At 66.8% G+C, this 14,448-nt stretch carries 12 protein-coding genes and 1 pseudogene; 12 read left to right on the forward strand and 1 reads right to left on the reverse strand.

All coding sequences use genetic code 11. The features are described from left to right. Positions 1–11: 11 nt before the first annotated feature. On the forward strand, positions 12–443 hold the full coding sequence (locus tag EV650_RS37955; RefSeq protein WP_134124077.1) for a DUF2550 domain-containing protein: 432 nt from the start codon (positions 12–14) through the stop codon (positions 441–443). Here EV650_RS37955 and EV650_RS37960 read toward each other — a convergent pair. Further along, on the reverse strand, positions 440–1,459 hold the full coding sequence (locus tag EV650_RS37960; protein ID WP_134124078.1) for an alpha/beta hydrolase: 1,020 nt from the start codon (positions 1,457–1,459) through the stop codon (positions 440–442). The two genes, EV650_RS37955 and EV650_RS37960, sit on opposite strands and share 4 nt — an antisense overlap. A gap of 234 nt (positions 1,460–1,693) precedes the next feature. Here EV650_RS37960 and EV650_RS37965 point away from each other — a divergent pair, with 234 nt between their 5' ends. The 11 genes and pseudogenes from EV650_RS37965 to EV650_RS40810 all read left to right on the forward strand — a co-directional run bounded on the left by EV650_RS37965 (position 1,694) and on the right by EV650_RS40810 (position 14,329). Continuing rightward, on the forward strand, positions 1,694–2,662 hold the full coding sequence (locus EV650_RS37965; protein ID WP_166678421.1) for a methyltransferase domain-containing protein: 969 nt from the start codon (positions 1,694–1,696) through the stop codon (positions 2,660–2,662). 117 nt (positions 2,663–2,779) lie between these two features. Next, positions 2,780–4,423 (forward strand): ABC transporter substrate-binding protein, encoded by a 1,644-nt coding sequence (locus EV650_RS37970; protein ID WP_202875300.1) that lies wholly within the window; start codon positions 2,780–2,782, stop codon positions 4,421–4,423. Between the two features lie 2 nt (positions 4,424–4,425). Beyond that, positions 4,426–5,424 (forward strand): ABC transporter permease, encoded by a 999-nt coding sequence (locus EV650_RS37975; protein WP_134124080.1) that lies wholly within the window; start codon positions 4,426–4,428, stop codon positions 5,422–5,424. Next, complete coding sequence (locus tag EV650_RS37980) at positions 5,421–6,287, forward strand: ABC transporter permease (protein WP_202875303.1); 867 nt, start codon at positions 5,421–5,423, stop codon at positions 6,285–6,287. Before EV650_RS37975 ends, EV650_RS37980 begins: the two co-directional genes overlap by 4 nt. Then, positions 6,284–7,258 carry an ABC transporter ATP-binding protein gene (locus EV650_RS37985; protein ID WP_134124081.1) on the forward strand — a complete coding sequence of 325 codons (975 nt, stop codon included), beginning with the start codon at positions 6,284–6,286 and terminating at the stop codon, positions 7,256–7,258. The genes EV650_RS37980 and EV650_RS37985 overlap by 4 nt, the downstream gene beginning before the upstream one ends. Next, positions 7,255–8,202, forward strand: coding sequence for an ABC transporter ATP-binding protein (locus tag EV650_RS37990; protein ID WP_134124082.1), 948 nt, complete (start codon positions 7,255–7,257; stop codon positions 8,200–8,202). Before EV650_RS37985 ends, EV650_RS37990 begins: the two co-directional genes overlap by 4 nt. Beyond that, entirely contained in the window at positions 8,199–9,221 is a 1,023-nt protein-coding gene (locus EV650_RS37995; protein WP_134124083.1) for a LacI family DNA-binding transcriptional regulator, read from the forward strand. The genes EV650_RS37990 and EV650_RS37995 overlap by 4 nt, the downstream gene beginning before the upstream one ends. Positions 9,222–9,225: 4 nt before the next feature. Then, positions 9,226–10,785 carry an FAD-dependent oxidoreductase gene (locus tag EV650_RS38000; RefSeq protein ID WP_134124084.1) on the forward strand — a complete coding sequence of 520 codons (1,560 nt, stop codon included), beginning with the start codon at positions 9,226–9,228 and terminating at the stop codon, positions 10,783–10,785. A gap of 13 nt (positions 10,786–10,798) precedes the next feature. After that, positions 10,799–11,836 (forward strand): glycoside hydrolase family 5 protein, encoded by a 1,038-nt coding sequence (locus EV650_RS38005; RefSeq protein ID WP_134124085.1) that lies wholly within the window; start codon positions 10,799–10,801, stop codon positions 11,834–11,836. Continuing rightward, a complete protein-coding gene (locus tag EV650_RS38010) occupies positions 11,833–12,225 on the forward strand; it encodes a discoidin domain-containing protein (RefSeq protein WP_166678422.1) in 393 nt (130 codons plus the stop codon). Before EV650_RS38005 ends, EV650_RS38010 begins: the two co-directional genes overlap by 4 nt. A gap of 155 nt (positions 12,226–12,380) precedes the next feature. Beyond that, positions 12,381–14,329 (forward strand): annotated as a pseudogene (locus tag EV650_RS40810) (DUF6351 family protein). Positions 14,330–14,448 lie beyond the last annotated feature (119 nt).

Genomic DNA, 14,448 nt, shown 5'->3' on the forward strand with positions numbered 1-14,448 from the left:
GTCGGCAAGGTATGAGGACAGTCCTCGATGTCGTCGGGGTCTGTCTGCTTGCCGCCGTACTGTTCATCGTTCTTGTCGCGTTCCGCCGTCGCTGGTTGACCAGAGACGGCGGAACTTTTGATTGCAGCCTGCAACTCGCGGAGAAGGAGCACGGCCGCGGCTGGGCCCTCGGCCTGGCCCGGTACGTCGGCGACGACCTGCAGTGGTTCCGGGTCTTCAGCCTCGCCTGGTGGCCGAAGCTCGTCGTCAACCGCCGCCGGCTCGAAGGCATCACCACCCGCCGCCCGATGGGCAACGAGCCGCTGGTCACCTACGCCGGCCACGTCATCGTCGACGCCGACCTCCGCGACCGCACCGTCCACTTCGCCATGACCGAAGAAGCCCTCACCGGCGTCCTGGCCTGGATGGAATCCGCACCACCCAGCACCCAGACCTACCTCTAGGTACGGACGCCGAGGGCTCGGAGAAGCATCGGCAGCGAGGCGTGCAGCTCGCGCTGCCAGTAGGCCCAAGCGTGCGTGCCGGGTCCGTAGAAGTTGGTCGTCAGGTGTTTGGCGCCGAGCTGCTCCAGTTGGCCGGCGAGGGCGTGGTTCTGCCGGTTGAAGTCGGCCTCCAACGCGTCCGTCTTCCCCGGCGGGTCGAACGGTCCGGCGGTGCCGTCGCCACAGGAGAGGTAGACCGGTAGCGACTTGAGTCGGCGCGCCAGGTAGTACGGGTCGTGCGCCTGCCAGATCTGGCGCTGCGCCACCGGGTCTCCCCAGACCCGGAGCGGGTCGTTGCCCTGTCCGGCGAAGAATCCCATGATCCGGTTGATCGACTCGTCGTTCAGCAGCGGATGGGCCGAGCCGGAGTACGCCGCGGCCGCGCGGAACATGCCGGGATGGCGGGCGGCGTACAGCAGGGCTCCCTGGCCGCCCATCGAGAGGCCGGCCACGACGCGATCCGAGCTTGCGCCCCAGCCGTGTTCCAGCAGGTGCGTGAGTTCGACGGTGTGGAACGTGTCCCAGGCCGGGTCGCCGCCGGCGCCGTAGTTCCACCAGTCGCTGTACCAGCCGTTCCAGCCGGCCTCGGGCATCACGACGAGGACCTTGCGCAGGCTCGGGATCGTCGCGATGTCGGTGCCGGACCACGACGTGTAGTCCCCGCAGCAGCCGTGCAGCAACCAGAACGTCGGCCAGTGCTGACGGCGATCTGCCGGATTCCAGCCGTCCGGCGTGAGCAGCCGGACGTTCACGGTGCGGCCGCCGAGTGCCTGCGACCGCACGGTCAGGTCGGTCAGCCGGTCGGCGACCTGCTTGACCGCGACGACTTCCGCGCCGCTGTGGGCACTCTGGGCAGCCGGCGCGGCGACGGAGATCTGCGGCGGTGCAGCTTGCGCTGGTGCGAGGGGTGAGAAACCGAGAAGGACAGCGGTGACGAGAAGCGCTCGCCGACCGATCCAGGACAGCCTTGCGTGCATGAGCAACCTCCGGGGCGGGACGGTCTCTGCTCACAGCAGGGTAATTCGATAGGCCTCGCGTCCGCTACGTGCCATCATCTCCGGTCATGGAGACATACTTCTTCCGCGTGGGCTAGCTTCCGCTGGCCTGTTCGAGGTTTCCCGCGGTCAGCGATGCGGGAGTGACCAGTTGGTTGTTCCCGGGTGCTATCCGGGAGATTCTCCATGCCCTCTGGGCTTGTTTTGGTGCGGACTGTGTCGGGGTTGGAGCAGCTCACCGCTGAGGAAGTGGTCGCGGCGGGGCATCGGGTGGTCGACGTGTCCAAGCGGCAGTTGGTTGTCGAGTTGGCGTCCGTCGACTCCGGTACGCCGCGGCTGGCGGACGACTTGTTCGTCGTACACGGTGCGGTGACCGATCCTGGGCGGACCAAGGACGCCCTGGCTGCGGCGGTTCGGGCTCTGGACGTACCGCCGGCGGAGTCGGGTGCGTTTGCGGTGACTGCGTCGTTCGTTGGTGCGCGGAACTACAACCGGTTCGACATCGAGGACCTGGTTGGTGCGCAGCTGGGCGGGCGGTATCACTCCCGTCGGCATGGGGTCTCGCCGCCGGCTGAGCGGTCCGAGTGGCGGGTCGTACTGGACGGGAAGACGATGTGGCTCGGTCTGCGGCCGTACGCCGTACCGCTGCATCGGCGACCGTGGCGGACGCGGACCGTGCGGGGGAGTCTGCATCCGCCGGTCGCCGCCGCGATGGCACGCCTCGCGGGCATCGCGTCGGGTCACACTGTGCTCGATCCGTTCTGTGGTGCCGGGACACTGCTGCTCGAGGCACATGCTCTCGAGCCGCAGGCGACCTACGTCGGCTCGGACCGAGACCCGGCCGCGCTCGCGGCAGCCCGAGAGAATACGGCGAGTGCTGCCGGCATCCGGGAGAATGCGGCGGGTGCCGCCGGCGTGCGCTGGCGGCGAGGTGACGCGGCTCGGCTGAGCACGAACGCCGATCGGATTATCACCAATCCGCCCTGGGACGTGCGCCTGAGCATCGGTGACCTCACGCCGTACATCCGCCAATGGCACCGGGCACTCGACGGTCGCTTGGTCGCGATCCTCAACCCGCAGCAGGCAGCCCAACTCGACCGCGGCTGGCGCGTCCTTGCCCGCTACGACCTCGCCGTCGCGGGGCAACATCCACGAATTGTCGTTGCTGAGCCGTCTCGGCCTTGACATGCGCACGTAACGTTCGTAGGTTCCTGCGCATACGTAAGAGCAACCCGGAAATAGCTCATAGGCGAGTGCTCATACGTATGAACGTGCAGCCGCTCTAGTTCTGGGGTGAGAGATATGCGCAGTCGCTGGCGGGTGTTGATGGTGGTCGGCGCGGTACTGGTGGCCGGATGTTCGGGCCCCGCGGTCAAGCCGGCCGGTGGTGCGGGAACGGACGCGTCGATCGTGTACGCGAAGACCGACGGCGGTACGACGTTCGTCCGCAACTACAACGTGATGGGCCCGGCGACGGACAAGGCGCCGAACATGGAGCTCGTCTACGAGCCGCTGATGCGGGTCGACTACGGCGACGGCGGAGTGGTGAAGCCGTGGCTGGCCGAGAGCTGGGCGTTCTCCGAGCAGGGCAAGCTGCTGACGATCAAGCTGCGCGCCGACGTGACTTGGTCGGACGGGCAGAAGTTCACCGCGGACGACGTCGTCTACTCGCTCGGCCTGCCGATCGAGAAGCCGGACTTCAGCATCGCGGGTGTCACCTACAAGTCGGTCGCGAAGGTGGACGCCTCGACGGTCGCGGTCCGGTTCGCGGAGCCGTCGTACGCGACGCTGAACCAGTTCGCGAACATCCTGCTGCCGATGGTCCCGAAGCACATCTGGTCGACCCAGAACCTGAACACCTGGACCAACCCGGATCCGGTCGGCACCGGCCCGTTCACGGTCAAGGAGTTCAAGCCGCAGCAGATCACCCTCCAGGCCCGCACCGGCTACTGGGGCGGCAAGCTGCCGATGACGACGTTCAAGATCATCCCGACCAGCGCCGACGCGCTCAAAGCCCAACTGCTGAAGGGTGATATCGACTGGGCGTCGGCGAGCTGGCCGAACGGCGAGAAGGAGTACGTCGCCAAGGACCCGGACAAGAATCTCTACCAGCTCTACTCCAACGGCGGCGCGATGTCCGTCCTGTTCAACACCGCCAAGGCGCCCTTCGACGACGTGCATGTACGACGGGCGCTCGCCCTCACCATCGACCGGACGGCAGTCGTCACCACCCTGCAACGCCCCGGCACCGAAGCGGGTCCGACCGGACTCTCCGAGCAACTGTTCGCCGACTGGCTCGACCCGCAGTACAAGGGGAAAGTCCAGAAGGTCGACGCCACCGCAGCCAAAGCCGAGCTGGCGAAGGGCGGCTGGACGATCGACAACGGCGCGCTGGTCAAGGACGGCAAGCGCTACCAGCCGAGCATCCTCTTCAACGCGGACTGGGGCTGGGGCAACTACGCCGACATCCTGATCAACACCTGGAAGCAGTCCCTCGGCCTGCAGGTGAAGGGCGCCGGCCAGCCGAGCGCGGGGTACTACGACAAGCAGAACCTCGGCCAGTTCGACCTGGCGGCCGCGTCCACCGGCGGCTCCGGGGTGTACGGCGTCTATCGGTTCCTGAGCAGCTCGTTCAAGGTCCCGATCGGCAAGTCGGCCACCCTGAACCAGGGCCGCTGGAGCGATCCGCGGACCGACTCGATCCTCGCCTCGATGGAGCGGACCGACAACGTCGAGCAGCTGAAGACCCTCGGTCGCGAACTGCAGAAGATCGTCGTCGACGAGGTCCCGTTCAGCCCGATCTACAACAACTTCTACTTCGTCGACATGAACGCGACCCGATGGACCGGCTGGCCGACGCCGGACAATTTCGACCACATCCCGTTCGCCGGCATGGGCCCGGACACCATCCTGACCCTGCTGAAGCTCCAGCGGCGGGGGAGCTGACGATGCGACTGGCCTTCCTGGCCCGGCGGCTGGGTTTCTACCTGGCCGCCGCGGCCGCCGCGATCGGTCTGAACTTCTTGCTACCCAGACTCATGCCCGGCGACCCCTCGTCGGCGATCGTCGAGGAACTGGAACGGGTCAGCGGTCAGCAGGTCCCGGCCGAGACGCTGATGTCGATCCGCGCGATCTTCGGCAACCCGCACGCCAACCTGGCCCAGCAGTTCGCCGACTACCTCCGCCAGCTGTCCCACGGCGACCTCGGCGTCTCAGTGGTCAACTTCCCGGTCCCGGTCGCGGACCTCGTCTGGCAGGCATTGCCGTGGACCCTGTTGCTCGTCGGTACGACGACGATCACCGCGTTCGCGATCGGCACCCTGCTCGGCGTCGTAGCCGGCTGGAAAGCAGGCAGCCGCTTCGACGCGATCCTCACACCATTCACGACGTTCCTCAGCAGCGTCCCGTACTTCTGGGTGGCACTCCTCGCCCTCTGGATCTTCGGCTTCGTCCTCGGCTGGACCCCACTCTCCGGCGGGTACGACGCCGACCTGCCGCAGGGCTTCAGCTTCGCCTACGCGGTCAGTGTGCTGCACCACGGCGTGTTGCCGGCAGCAACGATCGTGTTCTCGGCCTTCGGCGGCTGGCTGCTCGGGATGCGGAACATGACCGTCACCACGGTCCGCGAGGACTACGTCCTGCTCGCCCAGGCGAAGGGCCTGTCGCCGAAGCGGGTGATGTTCAGGTACGCCGCCCGCAACGCGATGCTGCCGAGTTTCACCGGGTTCGCGATGGCGCTGGGTGGAGTCGTCGGCGGTGCGCTGCTGACCGAGATCGTGTTCAGCTATCCCGGGATCGGCTACCTGCTCTACGAGTCGCTGCAGAAGCGGGACTACCCGATGATGCAGGGCGTCTTCCTGCTGATCACGCTGGCGGTCCTGCTGGCCAACCTCGTCGCCGACCTGGCTTACGTGCTGCTCGATCCCCGGATCCGGGCGAACCGATGATCATGCTTCGCAGTTGGAAGGTCCGCATCGGCCTGTCGATCCTCGGCTTCTTCATCCTGCTGGCGGTCCTGGGACCACTCATCGGCGGCGACCCGAGAGCGAACGACATCAGTTCCATCTCGCAGCCGCCGAGCGCCCACCACCTCTTCGGTACGACGCAGTTCGGGCAGGACGTCCTCGCGCAGACCATCGCCGGCGCCCGCGGCTCGATGCTGGTCGGCATCCTCGCCGCCGCGATCGGCACGCTGATCGCGATCCTGGTCGGCGTCCCGGCCGGGTACTTCGGTGGCGCGGTCGACAACGGCCTGAACTTCCTCACCAACCTCTTCCTGGTGATGCCGGTCCTCCCGCTGATCCTGATCGTCGCGGGCTACGTCCAAGGCACCGGTCCGTTCGTGATCGCGTTGATCATCGGCCTGTTCGGCTGGTCCGGCGGCGCGCGGACGCTGCGGGCACAGTCGCTCAGCCTGAGCAGCCGTGACTTCGTGCTCGCGATGCGGATGGTCGGCGAGCCACACCGCAGGCTGATCTTCTTCGAGATCCTCCCGCACCTGACTGGCTGGATCTCGGCGATGTTCCTGCACGGCATGATCGGCGGCGTAATGGCCGAGGCCGGCCTGGCCTTCCTCGGCATCACCGACTCCGGCTCGATCAGCTGGGGCACGATGATCCAGGCCGCTCAGCAGCAAAGCGCCGTACTGCGGGGATTGTGGTGGTGGTTCGTACCGCCGGGGTTGTGTATCGCGCTGATCGGTACGGCGGCGACGCTGGTGAACTTCGGTGTCGACGAGGTGTCCAACCCGAAACTGCGTCAGGCTCGTCGGTCGGTCATCGTCCGGACGCGAAAGGTGGTCTCGGCGTGAGTGCTGTCCTCGTGGTGGAAGGGCTGACCGTCGACTACGTCACCGGCGCCGAGCCGGTGCGGGCCTGTGACGACGTCTCGTTCGAGCTGCGTCGGGGCGAGATCCTCGGCGTCGCGGGGGAGTCGGGTTCGGGCAAGTCGACGCTGATCACCGCGCTCACCCGGCTGCAACGTCCCCCGGCGGTCACCACCGCTGGTCGGATCGAGTTTCACGGCACTGACTTGGTTGCGTTGGGCCCCGACGACCTCAGGAAGCTTCGGTGGACCTCCCTGGCGATCGTCCTGCAGAGTGCGATGGACGCCCTCAACCCCGTAATGCGAGTCGGCGCCCAGTTCGTCGATGTACTGCGTGCGCACGACAAGACCCTGAGCCGTAAGGACGCCTGGACTAGGGCTGCCGAGCTGCTCGGCATGGTCGGGATCTCCGCGGACCGAGTTCGCAGTTATCCGCACGAGCTATCCGGCGGCATGCGGCAGCGGGCCAGCATTGCGCTAGCGCTGGCCTGCGGTCCGGAGCTCGTCGTGATGGATGAGCCGACGACCGCCGTCGACGTGGTGATGCAACGCCAGATCCTCGCGCAGGTACTCCGTCTGCGCCGCGAACTCGGGTTTGCCGTCGTCTTCGTCACCCACGACCTATCGCTGCTCCTGGAGCTCGCCGACAGGATCGCGATCATGTACGGCGGCCGGATCGTGGAGATCGGCACCGCCGAGTCCCTCTACGGCAAACCCCGCCACCCGTACACCCGCGGCCTGCGCGACTCGTTCCCACCACTCCGCTCGCCGCTCCGCAAGCTCAACGGCATTCCCGGCAGCCCGCCGGACCTGCGCAACCCACCGCCCGGCTGCCCGTTCCACCCTCGCTGTGCGGACCGTTTCGACGGTTGCGACGAGCAACGACCGGAGTTGCTGACGATCGAGGACCACGCCGTGGCCTGTCGGCTGTACCCGTCGGGAGAAGATCAATCATGAGCCAACCCGTTCTGGAGGCCCGTGGGGTCTCGAAGCTGTTCCCGGCCGGCCGATCCACGGTCCGCGCGGTCGAGGACGCGACGCTCGCGTTGCAGCCTGGCCGGATCGTCGCGCTGGTCGGTGAGAGTGGCAGTGGCAAGACCACGCTCGCCCGCCTGCTCGCGCGGTTCTACCCGCCGACGTCCGGTGAGATCCGCCTGCACGGTGAGGTCGTGAAGGGTAAGCCACGGGCGTACTACAGCGACGTCCAGCTGATCTTCCAGGACCCATTCGGCTCGCTGAACCCGTTGCATCGGGTCCGCTACAACCTGGAACGTGCGGTCAAGCTGCATCACCCCAAAGCGGACGTCGATCAGCGGGTCGCCGAGTTGCTGGAGCGGGTCAGTCTGACGCCGGTCGAGCAGTTCATCGACAAGTTCCCGCACGAGTTGTCCGGTGGGCAGCGGCAGCGCGTGGTCATCGCCCGGGCGCTGGCGGTGGAGCCGAAGGTGCTGCTCGGCGACGAGCCGATCTCGATGCTGGATGTGTCGATCCGGCTGGAGATGCTCAACCTGCTCGACCGGTTGCGGACCGAGGACGGCCTCGCGCTGCTGTACATCACGCACGACATCGCGAGCGCGCGGTACCTGTGCGACGACATCGTCGTGATGTACGCCGGACGCATGATCGAAGGTGGTCCGAAGGAGGACGTGATCGCCGATCCACTGCACCCGTACACGCAGCTGCTGATCGACTCGTCACCCGATCCCGAGCGCAGCGACCGGCCAGATCTCTTCGATGCGGAGGATCTGGGCGAGCCGCCGAGCCTGATCGATCCACCCGCCGGCTGCCGATTCCATCCGCGGTGCCCGCTCGCGATGGATGTCTGCCGCACCGAAGCGCCGCCCCGGACCGAACTACCCGGCGGGCGATGGACCCATTGCTGGCTGCAGGAGAAACGATGAAAGCGCCAAGACAGTCCGATGTCGCCCGGCTCGCCGGCGTCTCCCAGTCCGCTGTGTCCCGAGTGGTGAGCGGAGACATCGACCGGATTCCGGAGGAGACCCAGGATCGGATCCGGGCCGCGGTGAAGGAGCTCGGGTACGTCCCGAACGCGGCCGCCCGCAACCTCCGCAACAAGAGCAACCGGCTGCTCGGCGTACACACTTTCGAGTCCGTGTTCCCGCATGCCCGTGAGGACTTCTACTTCGAGTTCCTGCTCGGGATCGAGGAGCGCGCCGAGGAGATCGGGTACGACCTGGTCCTGTTCACCTCGACCGGGACCAGCGACGGCCGGCGCCGGATCTACCGCGACGGAACGAACCGGCTCAACCTCGCCGACGGCACGGTCCTCCTCGGTGCCGCGACCGACCGCGAGGAGCTGGCCCGGCTGTGGCACGACGGGTATCTGTTCGTCCACATCGGCCGCCGCGAGGTCGCCGGCGCGGACATCCCGTGCATCATCCCGGACTACGTGTCGGCCGCCGACCGAATCGTCACGTCCCTGGCCGATCGCGGCCATCGTCACCTGGCCTACCTGCGTTCCGGAATCGAGCAGGAGGCGTACGCCGATCGCCGTACGGGCTATCGCAACGCGATCGAACGGCTGGGGCTGCAGGACCGTTCGCCCGGCTACCGCGGCGAGCCTGGGCTGACTGAGGAGTGGCTGGGCGAGCTGGCGTCCGGACCGGAGACCGCTGTGGTCGCCGAGAACATCGGCCTGGCCGAGGACCTGCGGACCGGACTGGCGGCGCGCGGCCTCAGCATCCCCGCCGACGTGTCCGTCGCGGTGCTGGAGGGGTCCGGCGACGAACCCGGGCACCGCTGGGACTGCCTGGTCATCCCGCGCAAGGAGATCGGCCGGATCGCCATCGACGCCCTAGTGACCCGAGTCGAGAACCCGGACGAGGAACCGGTCAGCCAACTGGTGGCCTGTGATCTGGTGGCCGGCGAAACCGTCGCCGCGCCTGGTAAAAAGGAGTAAACGGGTGGAACTCGAAACGGATGTGCTGGTCGTCGGCGGCGGACTGGGTGGAGTCGCGGCTGCACTGACCGCGGTACGACTGGGTCGGCGCGTGGTGCTGACCGAGCCGACCGACTGGCTCGGCGGCCAACTGACCAGCCAGCTCGTGCCGCCCGACGAGCACCCGTGGATCGAGCAGTACGCCGCTACTGGGTACGCCGAACTCCGCCGTCGGATCCGGGACTACTACCGCCGGAACTACCCACTGACACCTGAAGTAGCTGACGATCCGCTGCTCGACCCCGGTCGCGGGGTGGTCAGCCGGTTCTGCCATGAGCCACGCGTGGCAGCCGCCGTACTCGAGGAAATGCTCGCTCCATGGCGGGCGTCCGGTCGGCTCCGCGTCTTCCTTGAGCACGCGGCGATCGCAGTGGCCGCGAATGGCGACGAGATCGAGGCGGTGACTCTGAGGGATCTGCGCGGCGGCCACGAGCTGACGGTGTCGGCGACGTACGTCGTGGACGCGACCGAGCTCGGTGACCTGCTAGAGCTGGCGAATGTCGAGCACGTGATCGGCGCGGAAGGTCGCGACCAGACCGGCGAGCTGCATGCGCCCGAGGTCGCGAATCCCCTTGATCAGCAGGCGTTCTCGTGGTGTTTCGCGCTGGAGCACCGGCCGGGGGAGGACCACACCATCGACCGTCCGGCGACGTACGAGCACTGGCGGGACGCGGTCGCGCCGTTCTGGCCCGGATCGCAGTTGTCCTGGACGGACGTCGTACCGGTGACGCTGGAGCAGCGGGAGTGGAAGCTGTTCGAGGCGAATCAGGATCGCCGGGCGCCGTTCTCGCTCTGGCGATATCGACAAATCCTTGCCAGCAGCAACTTTGTCGACAAGGTGATCCCGGACGTCACGGTGGTCAACTGGCCGCAGCTCGACTACTGGGAAGCACCGCTCCTTGGTGGAGCCGATCCCTCGGCCGCGCTGGCCGCCAGCCGGGACCTGTCGCTGTCGTTCCTGTACTGGATGCAGACCGAGGGCGGCTATCCCGGCCTGCGGTTGCGGCCGGACGTGCCGGGTACGGCGGACGGCCTCGCCAAGGCGCCGTACATCCGGGAATCGCGGCGGATCCAGGCCGAGTTCACCGTGCTCGAGCAGCACGTCGGCGTGGAGGCGCGGCCGGACGGTGCGGGCAGTGAGGTGTTCGCGGACACAGTCGGGCTCGGGCGGTACCGGATCGATCTGCACCCGAGTACGGCAGGCCGGACGTACGTCGACATCGAGGCGTACCCGTTCCAGATCCCGCTCGGCGCGCTGATCCCGGTCCGTGTCGACAACTTGCTACCGGCAAACAAGAACATTGGGACGACCCACATCACCAACGGTTGCTACCGCCTGCACCCGGTCGAATGGAGCATCGGCGAGGCGGTTGGCGCACTGGTCAGCTTCTGTCTGACCGAAGGCCTGTCACCACGCAAGGTCCGCAACGATCCCACCCATCTGGCCGACTACCAACGCCTCCTCACCGACGGCCTCGGCACCCGGATCGCTTGGCCGGAGGAGATCCGCACCCATCGCGACTGAAAAGGATGATGCTGTGCTCCGAAAGTCTTTGGCCGCCCTGTGTACTGCGTTGCTGTTCTCCGCTGCGTCTCTGGTGAACGCATCTGCGCAGACCACCGCCCTCCCCGCCCTGCACACCGAAGGCAATCGCATCAAGAACAGCGCCGGGACCGACGTGACCCTCAAGGGTCTCTCCGTCATCGCCCCCGAGCAGAACTCGGTCTGCACCGACTGCAACTCCAAGCCGATCAACGACCTGATCGACATGACGGTCTCGAACGGCTGGAACTCCAAGGTCCTCCGTCTGCTCGTCACCGAGGCGATCGGCAAGGACCTGAACGCGTACGACGCCACCTACATCAAGCCGTACGTCGACCACGCCGTTGCCAAGGGCCTCTACGTGATCATCGACCTGCATCTCGTCCGCAACTACGGTGACGCGGCCGGCGCCGTACCGCAGTCGGACGTGAAGGGCTTCTGGGACTTCATCGCGCCGCGGTACGCGAACAACCCGAACGTGTTGTTCGAGGTGTTCAACGAGCCGATCGCGCCGGACAACTGGGCCACCTGGAAGTCCTACATCCAGCCGGTCGTGGACTCGATCCGGTCGGTCGCGTCGAACGTGATCCTGATGGGCAGCCCGTCCTGGAGCACCCGGCTCAACGGCGCGCTCACCGACCCGATCACGGGCGGCAATATCGCGTACGTCTACCACCTCTATCCGAACCAGGGGCCGGCTACTGCGGCCAGTCTCGATCCCAAATTCGGCAATGCGTCGGCGACTCTGCCGGTGGTGTTGACCGAATTCGGCTGGGATCCGTCGTCGTCGGCCAACAACGTCACCGCCGGTACGACGTCCGGGTGGGACTGCCGTTGCGCCAGTACCTGGACGCCCGTCCACAGATCGGCTGGCTGGGCTGGGTGTTCGACAACTTCTGGGCTCCGGTCATGTTCGACAAGAACTGGAACCTGTTGTCGGGCGAGTACGAGGGCGCCTTCATCCGCGACTGGCTGGCCGGTGCTCCTGCGGTCTCACCGTGCTCCGATCACCTCGCTCGCGGCGCGACGGTGACCGCGTCCTCGACGTACGACGCCGATTCGGGCGCGCCGAAAGCGGTTGACGGGTCGTGCGCGGACAGCGGACGCTGGATGTCGGCCGTCGGTGACACGGCGCCGGTGCTCACAGTGGATCTGGGGACCTACAAGGATGTGAGTCAGGTGGACGTCTACAGCGGGTACGGGTACCCGAATGTTGCCACCGGCACCGTTCTGACCGCTTTCAAGGTCGAGGGGCACACCTCCGCCGGCTGGGTCCAGCTCGGGAGCTACACCGCGAACACCCGCGCTCTGGTCTCGACTCCGGTGACGTCGGCGGCGATCGACCAGATCCGGCTCGCGATCACCGACCCGTCCAGCACGACTCCTGATATCGCCCGCGTGTACGAGGTGGCCGCCCACTAGGAGGACTCGTGATTGGTTCCCGACCAGTTCGGCTGGCCGTCATTCTGCTTGCCAGTGCGCTTGTCCTCCCCGCGGTCCCGGCTGCGGCGTCACGGGAGTTGAAGCTGACGATCCTGTCCGGTCGCCCGGACAAGGTGACCGGCGGGGATGCGCTCGTGCACGTCGACGTACCGGATGCTCCAGTGAGGGTGACTCTGAACGGCAAGGACGTGTCGTCGGTGTTCACCGCTGACGACGGCGGTCTGACCGGGCTGGTCGGGAACCTGTCTTTGGGATCGAACGTCCTCCGTGCCGAGGCCGGGGGACGGCGTACGACGCTGGAGGTCCGGAACTATCCACGGCAGGGGCCGGTGTTCTCGGGGCCGCACGAGCAGCCGTTCGTGTGCGAGACGGCGTCGTTCACCATTCCGGTGATCGGTGGGACGCTCGGCGCTCCGCTCGATGCCGACTGTACGGTCGCGCCGCGGGTCGACTACTTCTACCGGACGAAGGCCGGCCAGTTTGTGAAATGGCCGGCCGGCGCGACGTCGTACCCGGCCGACCTGGCGAAGACGGACGCTGGTGATCCGTTCATCGTCCGGATGGAGACGACGGCGCGAACCGCGCCGTCGTACAGACGACGATGTTGCACGATCCGTTGCGTGAGGCAACACCGACGCCGACGCGACGGTCGTCGAGCTGGAACGGGCGCGCGATCTTCACTCTCGGCGGCGGTTGTGCCGGCGGGTGGCACCGTTCGGGTTCGACGACCGGTGGAGTGACGGACGCTTTTCTGCTCGGTCGCGGGTATGCGCTGATGTCGTCGTCGCTGAACGTCTTCGGTCAGAACTGCAACGACGTGACCGCGGCCGAGTCGGCGATGATGACGGAGGAGTTGTTCGTCGAGCACTACGGGAAGCCTTCGTACACGGTGGGGTTCGGTTGCTCCGGCGGGTCGTACCAGGCCCATCAGATCACCGACAACTACCCGGGCATCTTCGACGGGATCATCGTCGGATGTTCGTTCCCGGACGTCGGGTTCGGCACGATCCAGTTCATCAGCGACTCGTTGCTGCTGGACACGTACTTCAACAAGTCGAGCGTTGCGTGGACCCAGGAGCAGAAGCGGCAGGTGGCCGGGTTCGCGACGTACGCGACGCTGCCGAGCATGGCGGTCAGCGCGAACCGGATCGATCCGCGGAAGAACTGCGACATCGTCCCGGCGGCGCAACGCTACGACCCGGCGACGAACCCGCGTGGCGTGCGTTGCGACGTCTTCGACCACACGATCAACGCGTACGGCGCCGATCCGGCGACCGGATTCTCCCGGCGGCCGCTGGACAACGTCGGCATCCAGTACGGGCTGTCGGTGCTGAAGTCTGGGGCAGTCACTGCGGACCAGTTCCTTGATCTGAATGAGCGGATCGGCGGTTTCGACGCGGACGCGAACGTGGTGCCGGCCCGTACCGTCGCGGATCCTTCGGCGGTGCGTACGGCGTACCGGACCGGGCGGCTGACGAACGGCGGGGGAGGGTTGAAGGACGTGCCGATCATCGACTACCGGGCGTACTTCGACACCCAGTCGTACGGCGACATCCACGTCAGGTACCACACGTTCTCGATGCGGGCCCGGCTGGAGAAGGCGAACGGAACAGCGGCGAACCAGGTCAGCCTGCTCGAGGATTCGCAGTACGGACTGTTCAGCACGGACAGTCCGTTGTTGCAGCATGCGGTCGACTCGATGGATCAATGGCTGACGGTCTTGGACGCGGACGGCACGTCGCGACCGCGGATCGACAAGATCGTCGCAGCTCGTCCTACTGGGCTGGTCGAGGGATGTCGTGGTCCTTCAGGCTTCATCGCGCAGCCGCTGAACCGGGATCCGTCGTCGCGGTGCGAGCAACTGTTCCCGTCGGCATCATTCCCGCGCGAGGTCGCGGGGGCGACCGTTGCCGCCGACATCATCAAGTGCAAGCTGCACGCACCGGTCCGCTCGGACTACCCAACGTTCACCGCCGCCCAGTGGACCCGACTCCGGACGATCTTCCCTGGCGGCGTCTGCGACTGGTCGAAGCCGGGTGCCGGGCAGCAACCACTGGCCGGGACCTGGCTCAGCTTCAGCTGATCCGGTTCTGTAACCGTCTGTTGAGATTGATCACGACCAGTGGTCACGAGGCAGTAATCCCTGGATGACGCACCGCGCGGGGGTGCGCGAACCACCAAGACACGACAGCATCGGACAAA

The organism is Kribbella kalugense, assembly GCF_004365875.1.
GTDB classification, from domain to species: domain Bacteria; phylum Actinomycetota; class Actinomycetes; order Propionibacteriales; family Kribbellaceae; genus Kribbella; species Kribbella kalugense.